Origin of the sequence: Bacteroides sp. AF29-11, from assembly GCF_003602895.1 — a bacterium.
GTDB classification, from domain to species: domain Bacteria; phylum Bacteroidota; class Bacteroidia; order Bacteroidales; family Bacteroidaceae; genus Bacteroides; species Bacteroides uniformis.
The window spans coordinates 171,961-191,704 of sequence record NZ_QTLY01000004.1 but is presented as its reverse complement, the minus strand read 5'-3'; the positions used below and the strand labels follow the sequence as shown (position 1 = coordinate 191,704).

Annotated in this window: 9 protein-coding genes; all 9 read right to left on the bottom strand. The window is 47.4% G+C overall.

Translation table 11 applies throughout. The annotated features are described in order from the left end of the window. Positions 1 to 3: 3 nt before the first annotated feature. The 9 genes from DWZ03_RS08380 to DWZ03_RS08340 all read right to left on the bottom strand — a co-directional run bounded on the left by DWZ03_RS08380 (position 4) and on the right by DWZ03_RS08340 (position 19,726). The gene (locus tag DWZ03_RS08380; protein ID WP_120129600.1) at positions 4 to 2,034 is read right to left on the bottom strand and encodes a hypothetical protein; all 2,031 of its coding nucleotides are present in this window, start codon (positions 2,032 to 2,034) and stop codon (positions 4 to 6) included. A 33-nt stretch (positions 2,035 to 2,067) separates the two neighbouring features. Further along, a complete protein-coding gene (locus DWZ03_RS08375) occupies positions 2,068 to 4,794 on the bottom strand; it encodes a glycoside hydrolase family 78 protein (protein WP_120129597.1) in 2,727 nt (908 codons plus the stop codon). Between the two features lie 5 nt (positions 4,795 to 4,799). Further along, positions 4,800 to 5,816: a family 43 glycosylhydrolase gene (locus tag DWZ03_RS08370; protein ID WP_120129595.1), complete on the bottom strand. Its 1,017-nt coding sequence runs from the start codon at positions 5,814 to 5,816 to the stop codon at positions 4,800 to 4,802. 133 nt (positions 5,817 to 5,949) lie between these two features. After that, a complete protein-coding gene (locus DWZ03_RS08365; RefSeq protein ID WP_165859855.1) occupies positions 5,950 to 6,918 on the bottom strand; it encodes a glycoside hydrolase family 43 protein in 969 nt (322 codons plus the stop codon). Between the two features lie 3 nt (positions 6,919 to 6,921). After that, positions 6,922 to 7,890 (bottom strand): glycoside hydrolase family 43 protein, encoded by a 969-nt coding sequence (locus DWZ03_RS08360; RefSeq protein WP_117703746.1) that lies wholly within the window; start codon positions 7,888 to 7,890, stop codon positions 6,922 to 6,924. Positions 7,891 to 8,134: 244 nt separating this feature from the next. Next, positions 8,135 to 10,777 (bottom strand): family 43 glycosylhydrolase, encoded by a 2,643-nt coding sequence (locus DWZ03_RS08355; RefSeq protein WP_120129592.1) that lies wholly within the window; start codon positions 10,775 to 10,777, stop codon positions 8,135 to 8,137. An 84-nt stretch (positions 10,778 to 10,861) separates the two neighbouring features. Then, on the bottom strand, positions 10,862 to 12,439 hold the full coding sequence (locus DWZ03_RS08350; protein ID WP_120129589.1) for a RagB/SusD family nutrient uptake outer membrane protein: 1,578 nt from the start codon (positions 12,437 to 12,439) through the stop codon (positions 10,862 to 10,864). Positions 12,440 to 12,461: 22 nt separating this feature from the next. Further along, complete coding sequence (locus tag DWZ03_RS08345; protein WP_044467408.1) at positions 12,462 to 15,473, bottom strand: SusC/RagA family TonB-linked outer membrane protein; 3,012 nt, start codon at positions 15,471 to 15,473, stop codon at positions 12,462 to 12,464. A 299-nt stretch (positions 15,474 to 15,772) separates the two neighbouring features. Beyond that, complete coding sequence (locus tag DWZ03_RS08340) at positions 15,773 to 19,726, bottom strand: hybrid sensor histidine kinase/response regulator transcription factor (protein WP_120129587.1); 3,954 nt, start codon at positions 19,724 to 19,726, stop codon at positions 15,773 to 15,775. Between the last annotated feature and the right edge of the window lie 18 nt (positions 19,727 to 19,744).

Sequence of the window (19,744 nt, the reverse complement as noted above, 5' to 3'; positions counted from 1 at the left end):
CTATCATTTTTTCAACAAGAACTGCTCCGCACGTCCCGGAGTGAACAACTCCCACAAAGAAGCAACCGTCCAGCCCGGAGCGAAGATATTGTTGTAATATCCCTTTCCGTTACGTCCGTAATCCCAATTGGTATGCTGCACCACTTCCGGGTAATAGCCTACTTTGGCAATGCCACACATGTGTCCTTCATACGGCAGTAACTGGCGCATGGAAGTGGATATCACCTCGGCAAAGTCAGAGAAGCGCGGCTCGTTGTACTCTTTGGAGAGCCAATGCAGCACATCGGCAAATTCGAAGATAAATACATCGATATGGTTATTCTCTACCGACACATTTCCCCAACCACGGGTTTTCAAGCCGATATCTCCCAGCATCTGACCTTCGGCAAAAGGAACATCCCAAGTATAATACCATGACAAGGCAAAATAAGCGGCTTTCTTTGCCAGACCGGCATAGTGTGCACGCTCTTCTCCTTTGGTAACCAAAGCCAGATAATAAGCAGCCGTAGCAGCATACAAGGAGGCTTCCTTGTCCTCGCAGTTAGCATCCAGCGTAGAAGAGAAATAATCGGCTTTGGATATCAGTTCCTTCTCCAGATAGTCTACCGTACGCTTGGCGCTTGCCAGATAACGTTTGTCCTTGAAATACTTGGACGCCATCACCAAAGGCAATGTTGCCGAAGGCGTGCTACCACCGCTGGCATCCACGATAGAGAAATCATCCTTGAACTTGCGCGGGAAGCTGCCGTCCTCGTTCTGCAACTTGAGGAAGCTGTCCAGCATGCCCTTGATGCGTTTCTCCCATTCGGGGTGTTTACGCTTCTGCTGTTTCTCGTAGTTCAAATAGTTCAAGATGGCATACACTCCCTCGGACTGACGGCGGATGCTATGTCTGGTTTCCTTGAAGCCGCGGTTGTAGTGTACCACTTCGTTGAAGAAACCGGCAGGCGAAAAACCATTCTGGAGATAAGTGTCAAAGATATGGTTGGCATTATCCACCAGGTCTTGGCGATTCTGCTGTTTGCCATACTCCAAAGCATTGAAAGCGTTCAGCAACGTACGTCCCACAAAGCCCACTTCGGCAACATCGGTATTGGCACAAGTAGCAGTCTCCAACTCTACACCGGAGTAATAATGAGTGGGGGTATTGCTGACATAGCTTTCCACAAAGAAGTTGCTCATCACCTCCTTCATGCGGTCTACCGTGTAAGGTGTGTCAACCGGTTTCGGGCGGTTAGTGTCATAACAATACTCCCAGGTGCGCTGTACGCATTCCGAGAAATCGGCAGCATTCCTTTCGGACACCTCCCAAGTCATGGAGATGCTGTCGCCCTTACGCAGCAACTGGAAAGCCTCAACGGCAGGAGCCAACGTCAATTTGCGGATATATGTCTTCGGTGCTTCCTTATAGGGGAAACCGTATGCCAAGACAGTCATACCATCCACATTGCAGAAACCGGTATATCCGATGGAAGTCTCACCGGACAAGATTACCTCTCCTTCCTTATGAGTGGTCAAAGCTTCCTTGTCGAACTTGTCAATACGGATAACCGACATGGACGTACCGCTTGCCGGATTGAAAGCTGCCGTCAGCGGAGTGCTCAAACGGTCCTCACGCACCAGCCAACTGTCCGATGTGTGGAAAGAAGGAGCCTCCTTCGGCGAACGCAGGTTGCGGCGATACCAGAAGCCCGGCATGTAGAACTGGCAGTCCGAATGCTTGTAACCGGTCTTTATCTGTTCCCCGTAGTTGAAATACACATTTTCCAGCGCCTTGAGTGTGACGGTAATGCGCTGTTTGCCATCCTTGTCCACCACCTGGCGGATGATGTCCAACGGCAACGTTTCCGAAGCCCGGCAGCTGTACATACCATCCTGCATCTTCTGCAAGGCCAGCGGATATTGCTTGGCATCATTCCCCGGCACTTTCAAGGAAATAGAAGCAGAGATGTCTTCCGGAGCAACATTTGCCGCTCCTGCACCCGTAATGCCTGCCAAAAGCATTACCCCCAAAAACAATCTTTTTAGTCTCATAGTTACATCTGTTTTATTGTTGTTAGAAAAATATCATTCAGACATGAATACATACTTGCCGGAGCCCAATTCGACTACCAGCTTACCGTCAGCCTCCTCCACGGAATGAATCCCCGCTTGACCGGCATCTACCTGTACATGGAAGTCAAGCGGCAGCTTGACCGTAGCGGTTGTATTGGCAGGAATCTCAACGTTCCACTTCAGCTTATTGCCATCACGTTTCCAGGAACTCCCTATCCTGCCATAAGGCGATACATGCGAAGCATTCACATAATTCAGTTTTTCCGGGAATACCGGTTCCATCAGAATCTGCTTGAACCCGACGGAAGTGGGAGTATTCTTTATGCCGGCAAGATCCTCATAGAACCATATCAGCAGATCTCCCAAAAGCATCACATGGTTTCTTGAATTCATCGCCGGATTTGCCGTGTCACCATTCCATAATTCCCAAATGGTGGTTGCACCCTTCTTAATCATGTAGCCCCATGAGGGATAAGTGTCATTGGTCACTATCTTATAGGCAAGTTCCAGTCCACCGTACTCGGTAAGTCCGCGCATCAGATGCTGGATGCCAAGCACACCGGCACTGACATGTCCCTTACAGTCTTTTTCCGTCTTCTCCACGACATTGGCAAATACTTTATCTTCATATCCGTCGGGAACCAGACCCAGTCTGAGGGAAAGCAGGTTCGCCGTCACCGTATTGTTGTCATACTGTGCAGTCCCGGGATTGAAGAATTTCTTGTTATAAGCGTCCTTGATTTTAATAGCAAGTGCGGCATACTCTTCGGTATCTGCCGGAAGTCCGTTCATTTGCGCGAACTTCTCCATCAGTTGTAGAATGCTGTAAAACACCGTTGTACTCAGCACTTCGCCGTTCGTCTTCCGGGCAGGGTCCTCCGAATGAATCAGCTCCGGCGACTCGGGAGGCATGCACCAATCCCCGTATTCATCCTTCACCAGAATATAGTCCTTCATTTTGGTCTCCGTCATGTGGTTTACCCAGCGCTTCATGGACGGATAGCGCTCTTTGATGGAGCTATCATCGCCAAACTGGCGGTAAAGCATGTCGGCTACGTAAAAATAGGCAGCCGGCCAAGTCACGTCATCATGGAAGATGGTCCAGTAACGGGGAGATACCACAGAGATACTTCCATTTTCATTCATGGACTCTTCTATATCCACCAGCCACTTCTTATACATCAAGGCATTGCCGAAAATGAAACTTTCACCATAGGCACCGGTAGTGCGGTCGCCCAGCCATCCAAGACGTTCATCACGCTGGGGGCAGTCGGTAGGCATACCGCGATAGTTTCCACGGATTCCCCAATAGGCATTCTTGTGAAGTCTGTTAATCAACTCCTCGGAAGTCTCGAACGTACCGTTCGTTGCCATTTCATCATACACCACCTTACCGGTGAAATCATCCGCTGCCGGTTCATAGTCCAAACCGGATATTTCCATAAAACGGAAACCATGGTAAACAAACAACGGTTCCCAAACAAACTCACCGTCAGCGGCAGGAGTATAAATATCCGTGACAAGGGCACTGCGCAGGTTGTCAAGATACAGTTCCGTACCATTGTCCTTCAGCACTTCGGCAAAACGCATAGTAATGGGCTTGTCCTTCTTGCCACGCAGTTTCACCTGCTGTATTCCTACCATATTCTGCCCCATATCCACGATATATCTTCCATCACCTACCGATTTAACGGATATTGGCTTTATCTCCTCCATCACCTTCAGACTCGGAGAGAGCTGTGCCACAAGTTTTCCTTTGGGAGCCTCCATCCGTTCGGCCAACTGCCATCCGGAATCATCATAGCCGCTTTCCGTCCATTTACCCAATTCCAAGCGGGCATCGTAATGTTCACCGTCAAATTCGTTGTTCGCAGTTATAGGACCGTGGTTCGTCGCTTTCCAGGAATCATCGCTGACTACCGACACCGTCTCACCATTGTCGTACTCTATATTCAACTGCGCCATGAGACGGGGCAAACCAAAACCTACCATCCCATTGGCGCGCATGGAAAGATAGCGGCCGTTGCCCAGAGCCACGCCTATCGCATTGGTACCGGACTTCAACAAGGGGGTGACATCATAAGTCAGGTAAGATACAGAAGCATCGTACCAGGTAGGCAAAGGACCGAATACATCATTTCCAATCCTCTCGCCATTCATATAGCATACGGAAGAGCCTACTCCCGAAACATAAAGGACTGCACGCTTCGGCTGTGACGGCAAATCAAACTCCTTCCGCAGATAACGTGCCGGAAGGATGGTCCGCTCACCGTCCAGTTTCAAGTTTGTACTGTCGTTCAGTCCAATCCAGCCGGCTTTCCAGTCCGAACTGTCCAGCAAAGCCATTGACCAATATTGGATACTACTTTGCGCCTTGTCACCGGTATTTGTCCATACAGTGACACGCCACCAATATTTCTGTCCCGACTCCAAAGGCGCCCCTGCGTACTTCACCAGCACCGATTGGCCAGACTCCACACGACCGCTGTTCCATACCAGCCCGGAGCCGGCCTGCAAGCCCTTGTCCGAGTCCGCCACTTCAATCTGATAAGCAGTCTGCATCATATCCTGCTTGTCGGTTACCAGTTGCCATGAGAAACGGGGAGCCGATACAGCCACTCCTTCGGGATTCTTCCGCATTTCAACAGTGGTTTCCTCCACTTTCAAGGAACTGCCACCCGATACTTGACAGCCCATCATCAATAGGGCCAACAAGGAGATTAAAATAAATTTCTTCATACTCGTCAGAATTTCGGTTTCTCCGATTCCGTAGATGCAACGGAGCCTTCTACCGTCGGCCATCCGTCTTCCCAGCCAATCTTATCCAGCATCAATACACGGCCTTCGGGATTCTTCGTGCTCACTGCATGATAGAAGAACCAGTCATTACCGGCATTGTCCGTCACAATCTCCGAATTATGCCCGGTACCCACAAAGGTATTGCTTTTCTGAATCAGCACTTCGTGCTTGTTGTCCATCATACTGCCGCCATTCTTGTTGACGTAGGGACCAAAAAGGTTGTCCGACCGCCCTACAACGGTAGTGTAGGTACTGTTCAATCCCTCACAGCAACTTCCTATGGAAGCAAAGAAGTAGTAATGCCCGTCCTTCTTGTGAATATAGGTACCTTCGTAAGCGGTTCCTGCCACTTGCTGCGGTGTGGCGCCTTCCTTCAAAGACAGACCGTCATCGGACAGTTCAATCGCATAGATTCCACGGAAACTGCCCCAAAACAGATACTTCTTTCCTTCCTCCTCTATATAGAAAGGGTCGATGGAGTTCTGTACATTGATTTCATTGCTGCGGAACATCTTTCCGAGGTCTGTAAAAGGTCCCTCAGGTTTATCGGCAACAGCACAACCGATGCCGCAAGTCCACTCGCCTCCCCAAACGGACATGGAATAGTAGAGCACGTATTTATCACCTATCTTGTTGATGTCCGGTGCCCACAGACCTCCGTTCTGCTCAAAATCAGGTCGGGTACGATCGGTAAAGGCCGTACCTACATATTCCCAATCCACCAGGTTCTTGGAACGGTGAATCGGCAGATTGCGTATGTCTTCGGTGGCATACAGATAGAAATAACCGTCGCCGCCCTCTATTACAGAAGGGTCGGGCAAACTGTAGTTTATCACCGGATTGCGGTAAACGTTCTTCGGCTGTTCACCCGGCTGTTCACCCGGTTTGTCCTCCTTTGCGGCCGATGAGGAGGAGCATGCTATCAGACAGCATAAGACTGATAATACAAGAAACTTTTTCATACTATATAATTTTTTATTTTACTCAAGTTTCGCAAGTCACCTTTGTTTATCAAAACTATCTCAATTCCCCTCCTTCTTGAAGGAGGAGAATTGAGATACTACAATAACATAAGGAACTTGCGGATCAGTTATTTTATTTTTCAGATGATGCATTGCTCAATACCTGCGGACGGACAAGAGGACCGCCGATAGAAACCGTTCCCCGGTCGGAAATGGCAAAATCCTTGATGTACGAAGTGCGCGGCTGCACTTTCGTGGAATCCCAATGTGCATGAAAAATGTATTTCCAACTGCCGTCCTCGCAGCAGAAGGGCGCTCCGTGGCCGGTACCCATCAAGCCGTCGGCACGTTGCAGAATCGGATTTCCTTCGTATTTCTTCCACGGTCCCATCGGACTGTCTGAAGTGGCGTAGCCCACCCCGTAGTTCTTGCTTTCAAAGTGATTGGCCGAATAAACCAGGTAATAAACGTCCTCTCTCTTCAAGATGGAAGGCCCCTCGGCTACTTTGGCGGGCTTGTCCTGCGAGAGTTCCCAAGGCTCCCCTACTTTGATGCACTCCGTCAGTGTCTCCTGCTTGATGCCGGTCAGGTCATCGTTCATCTCTGCCACCCAGATGACATTGCCATCCGTGAAACGCACGAAATAAAGGTAAGGCGTGCCGTCATCGTCGATGAAGAGAGAGGTATCGATGCTCTTCTCATCCCATATCGGCTGCTTCACCTCCTGACGGAACGGTCCCTGAGGTGCATCTGCCGTTGCCACGCAGATATGCTCTTCGGTGGAGTAGAACAGATAAAACTTCTTCTTCGACTCGATGTAGTAGACTTCCGGCGCCCAGAATCCCCACGTGCCGTAGGAGTCGGCAGCCGACAATGCCTGGCCTTCACGCGTCCAGTTTCTCAAATCATCGGAAGAGAAGCAGGCAAAGCCCTCTCCTTCTACCGTACCTCCGGTGCCGTAAGCATAATACTTGCCTTCGTAAAGCATTACGTAAGGGTCGGCAATCGGCAGATAGTCTGATTCTACAACCGTCTTCTCCTTGCATCCTGCAAAGCAAAGACAAAGCAACAACAGCCATATACAATTCTTCTTCATATCCATCTCTTATTTCACTACTTTGGGGGTCATATAGTCCTTGCTGATTCTCATGCGGTCCACACCATCCACTTTCTCGAAAGAAACGTCAGTGATATACATGGCGCGTGGATGGATATTGCTCTTGTCCTTATGAGCATGGAAAACAAGACGAAGCTTGCCAGCCTTGTCTGTGAAAGTGGCACTGTGTCCCACTCCGACCAGTTCTCCGGGTTTCTGTAACAAAGGATTCTCTTCATATTTGGTCCAGGTACCCATCAAATCGGTAGCCGTGGCGCAACCTATGCCGTAGAAAGGACTTTCATAGCTATTGGCAGAATAGGTCATGTAATAGAGTCCGTTGTGCTTGATGACAAACGGGCCTTCATTCACACGGGGCCATACTTCCTCCCATGCCTGAGAGACATGGATGCAAGGGTGCATGGTCTCCTTCTTGATAGTGACAAGGTCTTTCTCCAATTCGGCCACCCAGATGTTGAGCCCGTCGTTGAAACGGTCGAAGAACAGATAAGGCGTACCGTCATCATCAATGAACAGAGAGTTGTCAATGCATTTCTCATCGGCAATCTGGGGTTCCTTCTTGCTTTGGATGAACGGCCCCGCCGGTGAGTCGGCTGTTGCCACACAGATATGCTCGTCTGCCGAGTAATACATATAGAACTTCCCGTTCACTTCGTAGACCTCCGGAGCCCAGAACCAGCGGTCGGCCCAGACATCCTTCTTCTGGAGCGCCATGCCCTTATACTTCCAAGTCTGCAAATCATCGGAGGTATAGACTTCGATGCCGTCATCCGCATGGGTGCCATAGGCATAGTAAGTGCCATCGTGCAACATGATGAACGGGTCGCCCAAAAGCACCGGCGTTTCAACTCCTTCGACAACAATATCGTCCACATCCTTATAGTCTGAAGAGCAGGACTGGCAGGAAGCCAGCGTGGCCAACAGAAACAGATACATACATATAAAATTCTTTTTCATGATTCTTTCTTAAACAATTGTTATGATGATAAATATTTACTTTCAAGAAGATGTTCCGTTACACCCGTATATTGAACCCTATTCAGTCGTATACTGAATCCTATTCAATCGTATACTGAAATACATTCAGTCGTATACTGAATCACCCCAGTCCATCACACTGATTCACAAGGAAATACAAACACCAGCTTCTATATACATTTTTCATTACATATATACGGAACGGCACATCCCACGATTGCGTCTAATCGCGCCTCTGCCCTACATGATAATACAACGTACCACTATAAACCGGAGAGCCGCCCTCCGAACAGAATCCGATGCGGGATGCAGGGTAGCGTATATCCAAAGCTCCCAGCTCCCTGCCGTCGACAAACAGATACAGCTTGTCTGCACGACGCACGGCACGGAAATTATAGGATTCCTTCCACAATTCATGTACACCTATCTTATAGATATGGCGTTCCAAATCCTCCGCCTCCTTGTTGATGAAGCGGATGCCTTCTGCCTTTACCGGAGTAAAGGTACAATAATTATATGCAGGATGTTCTACTATCCCCCTATCTTTGTTTTCTATCGGATGCCATTCGCCGCCATTCAGGTATTCTATGTCGAACTTGCCGAACATGTCATCCGCAAATTCGGATTTATTGCCTGCTTCGTGACGATTCAGGTAAAGTGTATCCAACCATGCAGGTGCGGCAAAACGATAACCTTTCTCAATGAAGTCGGTATACTTCACATCCGGATAGAGCGTTTGCAGGCATCCCAACGGGAATTCCTTCTTCCAGGCAGTTTTCCCTTTCTTCACGGCTGTCACCTCAAGCATACGGGTGATGCCATCGAACTGAGCCTTCACATAGTTATCCTTATCCACATAAACCGGATAGCTTCCTGCCTTGTCTTGTCCGGACAAGCCGGACAACTGGAAGCTGAATTCATAATCGTTCAAGAAATCGCCCTTCAACAACTCCTCATTCCCCGAAAGCTGGAAATGCACATCATCGAAGCCGATGGTATAGGTAGCCCCTTCGAACAAGGCAGACTTTGTCTCGTCAAATACTCCGGGAACACCCGCTTCTTCCGCCGGAAGAGCCTCTGCAAAGACATGTTTTCCCGGTGCGGGAATCTCATCCAGCCAAATCTTCAGACAGCCACCATTACGCTCAATGCGCAGATGATGGTACACACCCCAACGGAAATCTTCAGGCAGGGCATAGGATTCCTTATTTTCTTTACCGCCGACAAGTGTACGCAGGTACCAGCTCCGGTTCTCGGCATCCAAACCTACATAGGCACAGTTATCTGCATCCTTCCACCAGGCAATGACGCCGGCTCCACCCTCGGTCTTGACTCCCGTCTCGAACAAGTAAGCCACGGACGGCTGTACTTGTTGCAACACACCGAACGAAGCTGTCTCGCCTTTACCCGCAAAGGTAGGCATCGAAGGTTCGGGATGATAACCTGCCGTGCGGGGGCCGGTGATACCATCCACAAACAACGTCTTGTCGAAGAACTGGACACGGTTGATATATTGTCCCCGATGCTCATTGTTCTTGTTTGCCATATAAATCAGCCACCATTCAAATCCGTTGGGGCCTCTCAGGATATTGGGCTGGCCGGGAGTCATCAGAATATCGTCGGCAATGCCGTCTTTCATATCGAACAGAGAAACGTCGAAGAATTGCGAACGTCCCTTGTTTGTTTCTACGGCAAGCAGATTCGTGCCTTCCTTCAAAGCAGCACGCAGCTTCTTGTCCAGGTTTACGATGCAATAATCACGCCCCTGCTTCTCGTAGACAATTGTTCCGTTCAGATAAATCCGGGTATCTCCGTCGTGAGCGACACGCAGTGCCAGATTGCCGGTTTCGCTACCGGCAGAGAAAGTCTTTCGCAACCATAGGGAGGGCGTATTCCACCAAGTACCCAGATGCCGGGTTGTAGAACCTTTCACTTCACGGGACGAAAAGCCGGTCTCCCCCTTCGCCCAGCCGGAGTCATCGTAGGTCACTTTTGTCCAGTCGCCCTCCGGCTTGCTCTCCGTATAATCAAACAACGGCTCATACGTGCGGCCATACCGCAATAAATCCACTTGCTTCTCCTCCAGTTGTGTTTGATTGCAGCCTACAACCGGATAGCTATATTTATTACCATTTTGAAAACCTAAAGGAGAGTCTGCCTCAGCAACTCCCAACTGATAATTGCCCCACTCTGTAGAGGTGTGGTTGGCATTATACATCATATAGTAGCGGTCTCTATACTTCATGACCCACGGTCCCTCCGCTACTCTGTTATCCATCGTTTCCCATGTATCCGGCAATGAGGCGAACTGGCACACCGGTTCGCCGGCAAATTCTGCCGGGTTCTTCATTTTACGTCCCCATATGGTATTTCCATCAGTAAAACGTACCATATACATGTATAGTTGTCCATCATCATCTCTGAATATTTTGGGGTCGATACGGTTATCCATCCATGTCTTCTTGTTCGGTTCTGTATAAGCGCCCAAGACATCTTTGCTCTGCGCATGTACAATGTGAACGGCATGCTTGTCCTTCCCCCAATAATTGACTGACCAGTACAAATGAAAATCTCCATTCAGATAGAACATGTCATTGGCATGAATCTGGTCATCTCCGGCTCCGCTGCCTCTGGTCCAGTCATTGTCCATTGTCACGACATGGATAGGTTTCCCCCAATGAACCAGGTCATCGGATACATAGAAATCCCCGTTTGTACGGACCCCGCCAATATAATATTTGCCGTTATATTTCATTACGCCGGCATCCGCCACTCCCGGAAGTACCGGATTCTGGATGTTCTGCGCAAACAAGCTGCCGCAGCAGGCAAAAGCGAATGGTAATAGTAGTTTTTTACAGACAAGCATATGGTATAAGATTTAAGAAAGAAAAGGCTATGCCGGAAGCATCCTAAATGAGAACAGGCTTCCAGGCATAGCCTTCTTTAGTTATTAATAGTTAGGATTCTGAGTAAGATGTGCAACACCACCTACTGTGCTGTTTTCCACCTCATCTCTTGGAATAGGCAGACGTCTGTGCTTGCCAACAATAAAGTTGTCAAAGTCTTTGTCACGAGCTTTCAGTTCATCAATTCCAGCCTGGGAATCAAGTAATCCCCAGCGCTTCAAGTCAGCCCAACGCCAACCTTCGAAACAGAGTTCCAAAGTACGTTCCATCTGCAGACGCTTGATAAAGGCATCTTTAGAGCTCAAGCAATCTTTCCACTGACTGTCTTTCAACTTGGCCAGACCGGCACGTTCTCTCACCTTGTCCACATAAACAGCAGCATCGGCAGGATTAGTACCCGTTTCAACAAGACACTCTGCATAGTTCATCAGGATATCTGCGTAACGCATGATACGATAGTTGTTACGGGCAAAATAATCTTCTGCACTACGATAGTAAGAAGTATTGTATTTACGGATATAGCAGTCTTCCGGGTCAGTTCCCCAATTGTCATTCCAATCGGCATTTTCAAATCCATAATATTTCTTCGGCTGGTCGGGGAAGTCTTGCGAAAATCCACGATAAAGGATACTGCCGTACAAGCGCAAGTCATTCTTTCCATCCACACGTTTCTCTTTCAAGAACTCGTCTACCAACCAGCGGCGTGCCTTACCATCTCCCCAACCTATACCACTTGGAGCATAGAACTGAGTACGCTGGAAACCGAATGCCATACTGGCATCATTACCCGTACCACCCTTGTTCTGGTCATCGAACTGAATTTCAAAAATGCCTTCCTTGTTATTCTCGTCTAAGTCGGTGAAGTTATCTTCGCGGTTTGCAATAAGACCGTATAAAGAGCCTTCTTTGTCAATCAGCCATTGCAATTGTTCCTTCGCCTTGTCATACTTATGTTGTTGCATATAGGCCTTGCCCAGCAATGCTTTAGCGGCACCTTTGGTAGCACGTCCCAGGTTGGCAGCATCCCAAGATTCCGGTAAATACTGCATGGCAAAAGTCAAATCTTTCTCTATCTGATCCCATATTTCCTGTTCAGAAGCATCTTCCGGTATATAGGAAGCATCTTTAGGCTCCAACGGCATAGTTCCTTTGTCCCACAATAGATTTACCTGGAAATACCACAATGCACGCAAGAAAGAAGCTTGGGCCAATACCTGGTTCTTTGTAGTCTCGTCCATTTCAATATTAGGCACATAGCTCAACACCTGGTTGCAACGGAAAATGCCTACATAGAAATGTTCCCAATGAATGTTGTTGCCTTCGTAAAAATTATAGTTATTGTAGAGGAAACGTGTCCAGTCGCCCAATTCAATCCAAGGAGAAGAACTCCATCCTTCGTCCGAAGTCAAGTCATAGCGGAAAGAGAGCCAACGCATCCAAGTACCTTCCTTATAAAAGAAACTGTAGCAGGCGTTTACACCGGCTGTCGCATCTTCCGGCTTATTCCAATAAGTATCGTTGGTTACTTCATTGGGATTATCAATATCCAATAAACTCGAACTGCATCCGGTGCACAACGTCAAGGCACCTGCAAGCATTAATCCATAATATATCTTTTTCATAATTTATAAGCTGATTTATAAGTTAAAAGGTCAAATCCAATCCAAACATTACCGAACGGGTATTAGGATATGCAAAGCTGTCCGTACCACTGTTCCAAACGGAATTCGCACCCTTGAAATCAGGGTCCAGACCGGAATATCCGGTGATAGTAATCAGATTGCTGCCGGTAGCATACAGACGAAGTTTCTCAACACCCAAGTTGGTCAGCCATTTCTGCTTAAAGTTATAACCGATAGAGATGTTCTTCATGCGGAAATAAGAACCATTTTCCAAGAAACGGTCGGCATCACGGGAGTTACGGAAGTCACCATAAATGATACGCGGGGTATTGGAGTTAGGATTCACCTGGTAAGGCTCTTCACCCTTTTCAAAGCGGATATAGTTGGAGTTGTCTGCAAACAGACGTCCTTGCCAACGGGATACGTTATATATCTTATTACCGAACTGACCGTTCCACATCATACTGAAATCGAAATTCTTCCATTCTGCATTGAATACCAATGACATTTGCATCTTGGCCCAGGGGCTACCGCAATAATCACGGTCAGCATCAGTAATTTCTCCATTGTCATCCAAGTCAAGATACTTAACATCTCCCAATTGAGGACGTTTTCCTTCAATCATAATGGGGGTACCCGTAGATGTCACATAATTATCAATCTGTTCTTGCGTCTTGAAGATACCGTCTGTTTTTCTCAAATAAAATTCAGCCAAAGATCTGCCCGGTTCAGTTCTTGCCTGACCAGAATCAATATAGTCTCTATTAGTACCATCACGACCCAAACTCAATACTTCGTTATCCATCGTAGTCACATTCAGCAAAGCGCTGTACTTAAAGCCTGAAATCTGGTCTTTCCAACCAAGTGTAAACTCGAAGCCCTTGTTGCGCAAGCTGGCAGCATTTTTCCACGGAGAGCCTCCTTGATTACCGGTAGAAATAGCAATCGGAGTCTCAGCCAATACGTCACTGGTCTTTGAGTTGTAATATTCTGCACTAACAGTCAAACGCTGGTTAAGGAAGCTGGCATCAAAACCTACATTCACCGTTTCTTTTGTTTCCCAAACAAGACCTGCATTCACCAGTTTCACCTGAGTAGAACCCGGAACAATAGCACCACCGAATACAGTTACAATACTCTGGTTGATAGTTCCGATATAATCCCAATCGCCAATGGAAGAGTTACCAAGACGACCCCAGTTACCTCTAATCTTCAAATCATTAATCCAAGACACATCAAAGAATTCCTCCTTTGAGATTCTCCAGGCACCGGAGAATGAGGGGAAATTACCCCAACGGTTTTCCTTAGCCAGACGGGAAGTACCGTCACGACGGAAGGTAGCAGTCAGATAGTATTTATCATCATAAATGTAGTTAGCACGTCCCAGATAAGAAATCATCGCATTCTCACTGATACTGTTTGAATTCTGCTGGTTGCTTTGTCCGGCATTCAATACTGTCAGATAATCACCGTTACCCAACATCGGGAAGTTCAGACGGGAAGCCCACAAACCTTCCCATTCATGGTGCTGGTAAGTAGTACCGACCACGGCATCCACATGATGCTTACCAAAATCCTTATTGAAGTTCAACGTGTGCTCAATCAACATGTTGTAGGTGTTGTCGCGTGCCTTCTGGCTTTCCGGATCACGGTGTTCCTGATTCTGAGTCCAGTTACCTTCTCCACGGAACCATGAGTTCTCATAGAAATAAAGGTCAATACCACCGTTGAATTTATAAGAAAGGAATTCGAAAGGCTTGAATTCCAACCATAAAGAACCATTCAAACGATTCTGACGGAAATGACGGTATTCCAAATCTTCACGGGCAATCGGGTTTACACCGAACGTATTATACTTGGCTGCATCACCATAGCCATATCCACCCGGATTATTCTCATCATAGATAGGAATAGTAGGCATCATACGCAAAAAGTCATTGTAGGTATTTGTCTGGTTCGGGTCTGTGTTTGTGAGTGAATAAGCCAAGTTTTCACCAAAAGAGAACCAGCCCTTTTTACCTTGTGTATTGACACGGAAGCTATAACGGTCGAAAGTATTTCCATAAGAAACGCCATCATTGTTATAGTAACCGGCTGATACAAAATAACTACCGGAGTCACCGCCACCGGAGAGTGATACGTTGTAGTCCTGCACCAATGCGGTCTTCAACACTTCATCCTGCCAGTTGGTATCATACTGTGAGTGTTTCTGAGTGCTGTTTACAGTAGCAATGCCATCTTTGATAGCTTCATTATAGGCAATATCATTATACTTGATATATTCTGCCGCATTCATCAAATCAAATTTCGGGCTCCATTCCAATGTTTCCTTTACGCTTACATTCACCTTCATGGGACCTTTCGTACCTTTCTTGGTAGTAACGATAATCACACCATTGGCAGCACGCGAACCGTAGATGGCAGCAGCAGAAGCGTCCTTCAGAATCTGGATGGACTCTGCATCCGCAGGATTGAAATCAACACCCGGGTCTGTAATCATACCATCAATAACCCACAACGGAGAGTTATTACTCAAAGAACCGACACCGCGAATTTCAATAGAGGCATCTTCGCCCGCCCTACCGCTACTGCGTACGTTAATACCGGTTGCCAAACCCTGCATCTGGCTGACCAGTGTTCCTGCAGCGCTTTTCTTCATTTCCTTGGTATCAACAACGGCAACCGCTCCAGTCAAGTCGGACTTCTTCACGGTCTGATAACCGATGACAACCACTTCTTCCAGTGCTTTCGAATCATCTTTCATCACCACGCGCAAGGCAGTTCCCTTATAGACAACTTCCTGCGTAAGCATACCGATATAAGAAAAAACGAGTGTACTTCCTTTCTTTCCACTCACTGAGAAATTACCGTCAATATCGGTAATGGCACCCGTGGTAGTACCCTTCACCAATACATTCACGCCCACCAAAGGCTCACTATTTGCATCCGTCACCGTTCCCGTTATGGTCACATCTTGTGAATAAGCGGTAGCTGCAAACACAACAAAGAATAAGAATAAGATTTTCTTGATCATTTTTTATAGAATTAGATTTTAAAACTATGCGGAAACTAACGTCCGCTTTTAAATACACTGCAGAAAGTGATTAGTCACTTCTGCCAATCATAGAACATTGATTAGGATTTGTTACGTCATAGGCATAGGGGTCATAGTATTATAAATTGTTGGTTTTCGGATGCAAATATATCCGCATAAAGCTAAAATTAATGCAAATATCGCTTCAATCTATGCAATTATAAATCCAAAAAATGCCCCTGAGAGACACCTCAGGGGCATTTGATTGGATTGTTATATTTAGCAAGCATTCCATGCTATCATTTCACGAAGTCTTTGGGCAGAATACCGAATTGTTTTTGGAAGCACTTGGTGAAATAGGAAGGAGTATTGAAGCCGGTCATGTAGCAAACCTCATTGATTTTGCACTCCCCTTCCTTTAAAAGCTGCGCCGCTTTCTTCAACCGCTCCAGGCGGATGTAGTCATTGGGAGTCATATCCAATATGCCCTTTATCTTCCGGTTCAGGCTCGACCGGCTCATGTTCAGCAGGCTTGCCATATCATCCAGGCAGAAATCCGGATTCTGCATATTGGCAACCACCACTTCCTTCAATGTTTTAAGGAAAGATTCATCTGCCTTTGTCATTGCCATACTGCCCGTCTGCACAAAAGGAGAATTGACAAAAGAAGCCCGTAGCTTCTCACGGTTGTTCAGCAGATTGGCCACACAAACTTTCAGATATTCCACGGAGAAAGGTTTCTCTATATATACGTCAGCCCCCAGCTTCATTCCCTCTATTTTGGCTTGAAGAGTCGTCTTCGCCGTAAGCAGGATAATCGGTATATGGCTATAGTCAAGCTCGGACTTCAGATGCTCGCACAGCTCCAATCCATCCATCTCGGGCATCATAATGTCTGAAATGACAAGATTTACAGTATGTTCCTTCAACACCTTCAAAGCTTCCACCCCATTCACGGCAGTCAGCACACGATATTCCGAAGAGAGCTGTTTCACAACAAATGCCTGCATTTCCAGACTGTCTTCCACCACCAAAAGAGTATATCGGTGCTGTTCCAAGGCAGTACCTGCACCACTTTCCTCAGAGGATTCCCCGCCCGTTACCGGTTCTTTATGCTCCATGGCCACCGTCTGCTCGTGCTTCAGCGGAAGTGACAGCAGGAAACAGTTGTTCTCCATCGAATCTTCCATGCACAACGTACCCTCATGGAGTTCGGCCAATGAACGGGCAAGCGCAAGCCCGATACCGGTGCCGGGCACAGAGCGCAACGTACCGGTTTTATACTGGATGAACGGCTTGAAAATCTCCTCGCGCATCTCTACCGGAATGACAAGGCCGTCATTGCATACAGAAAGCAGCAGTCTTTCACCTTCCGAATATAGCCTGATGCGTATATAGGTCTCCGAATACTTTATCGCATTGGTCAGCAGATTGCTGATAATCTTGGTAAGCCCTTCCCTATCAACCGAAGCATACAAGCTTTCGGGAGTCTCTATACTCAATACCAGCCCCCTTTCACGTGCCAAAGGCTTGAAACGCTTATACGTCTTTTGTAAGAGCTCAGACACGTCACATTCCACAAAATTCAATTGGAAGCCTTGCGTCTCCGTCTTCCGGAAGTCCAGCAACTGGTTCACCAAATCAAGCAGCCGGTTGGTGTTCAGTTCCATGGTCTCCAAATCATCCCTGATGTCATCCGAAACAGAACGGGAAGCCAATACATTCTCGAGCGGACTCTTTATCAGTGTAAGCGGTGTACGTATCTCATGCGCCACATTCGTGAAGAAGTCTATCTTCGCAGTATACAACTCCCGTTCCTTTTCCCGCTCAAACTTGTCCATAGCCTGCTGATGCTTCTGCCGAGTCCGTTTTCTGAAATAGATGATTATGGCAGCCAGTGAGCATAACGCCAATACCGTATAAACAGCATACGCCCAAGTGGAGAGATAGAAAGGAGGATGAATATGGATGTCGAGCACACGTTCCGTCGCGTTCCACTTGCCATCGCTGTTGGAACCTTTTATACGCAATGTATAGCTTCCATAAGGAAGGTTTGAATAGTTGATGATGGAATTCCGCCCTACCGTATACCAGTCGCGGTCAAAGCCTTCCAGCTTACATTCAAGACCATTCATTTCGGGTGCCTGGTAACTCAGGGCTGCAACCTGAAAAGAGAAAGAATTCTGGTCGGCATCCAGCTCTATCTCATCCGCATAGGTGATGCTCTTCTCCAAAGGAGAATCCGGACTATCCACCGAAAGCCGTTTGTTGAACAGATAAAAATCTGTAATCACTACGGGAGGGAGAAAAGTGTTCTCCACAAAAGTTTCCGGGTCAAAGGCTATGAATCCGTTGATACTACCTAAATAGATGCGTCCCTTCTTGTCAATGTAACCGGACTGGAAATTAAACTGGTTGCTCAGCAGACCGTTTGCCGTGGTATAGACATGCTTGCTCTCCGTGTCGGGATTGAAGCAGACCAGACCATAATTGGAAGTAATCCATAAGTTACCCCGCTTATCCTCGACCATCTTGTAGATAGTGTTGCTCGGAAATCCTTTCGACATGTCATAACGGGTAAAATTGTCCGTTTCCGGATTGTAGCGGCAGAAGCCCTCACCCAGCGTCATGAACCACAGACGCTTCCTGCTGTCTTCGTAGATACTGATTACCTTATTGTAGGGAAGAGAGGTCGAATCATTCTCATTAGACAGATAATTCCTCCACTGCTGGCTTCTTACATTGTAGCAGAACACTCCATTGGAGAAAGTAGCAAACCACAGATTTCCGTTGAAGTCCTCCAGAATGTTATAAGTAAACATATTCTTCAGCTGAGGAATCCGGGTAAAGTCATCTGTAGAGCGATTGTACTTCAACAGACCGGACGTGGTGCCTATCCACACGTCTCCCGTAGTGGTCCTGCAAATGGTAAAGGCGTCATTGGCGACCATGGAATTCTCACTCTCACCCTTGGCATAATGTTTCACCTGCCTGGTCCGAAGATTCACCCGATTCAGACCACCGGAGAACGTACCCACCCACAAATCATCCCCGTCCAGGCAAAGGCCGTGGACATTCTGATAAATGGCCGGATGCTCAAAAGGCTCTATCTTTCCGTTTTCCGGATTGTAATTGAACAAGCCTTTGTCTTCGGTACCTATCCACAAGGTGCCATCATTACTTTCACAGATTTCCCGTACACGACGGCCGAAATGCCTGAGATTGTCTCTCGGATAGAACTTCTCGAAATAAGTCCACTGATAAGGGCAATAGTTCACTCCACCGAAATAAGACCCTATCCACATGCCGTTCTCCTTGTCGCAGCAGAGCGAATAAATGGCATTGTCCGACAATGCATACGAATCATCCTGGTCGGGAACGGTCAAATGGGTAATCTTGTCATTCGTCAGATTGTAAATATACAAGCCGGACTCTGCGCCCACCCACAGCTCGTTGTCAGATTTGAACTGCAAAGCCCTCACATAGGTGTTCAGCAGCTTCCGCGTCTTGCCTGTAGTCTGATTTATCTCTGTCAACCCGTTCAGCGAAGCGATATACACGCAGTTATGGGGTCCGCTGACCTGCCAGTTGATAATATCATTCTTGAAAATCTCATTTCCTTCCGCATCCTTGAAAGGCTGCAGAGGAGTTTCAAAGTCAGCTTTCGTATAGTAAAGATTATCCGCATACAAGGCCAGCCAACACGTATTCCCATTCAGCCAAAAGCGGGTTACATTGGGCAGTCCCGAATCGTGCAGATGGTTCAGCAGCCTCCCTTCATCCGGTTTATAGCAGAACAACCCCTGGTTTTCTACCGATATCCAGATATTATCGTCCTCGTCACTTCCAATCATGGTGACGAAATCCCTGATGATATTGCCGTTATCACTGGCCTCATCGAAAGCGGTAAAGGAATCCAGTACCGGGTCGTAAATAAAGACTCCCCCATCGGTACCAATCCAGATATTTCCCCGGCAGTCCTCGTAGAGCGCAGTTATGAAATTCTTGCCTAAACCGGAGTTCTCTTTCTTGTAAATACGGAAAGACAATCCGTCATAACGGTTCAGACCGTCCTTGGTTCCGAACCACATAAAGCCTTTCCTATCCTGCAAAATCTGATACACGGTGTTCTGCGAAAGACCGTTCCGGATATCCATCGTTCTGAAATAGTAATGAACAGCATCCTGCGCACAGACCGGCAATACCGCCCATAGGCACAGACTAAGGAAAAGCTTTATAATCAATCGTTTCATAACAACATTTTTAATGTA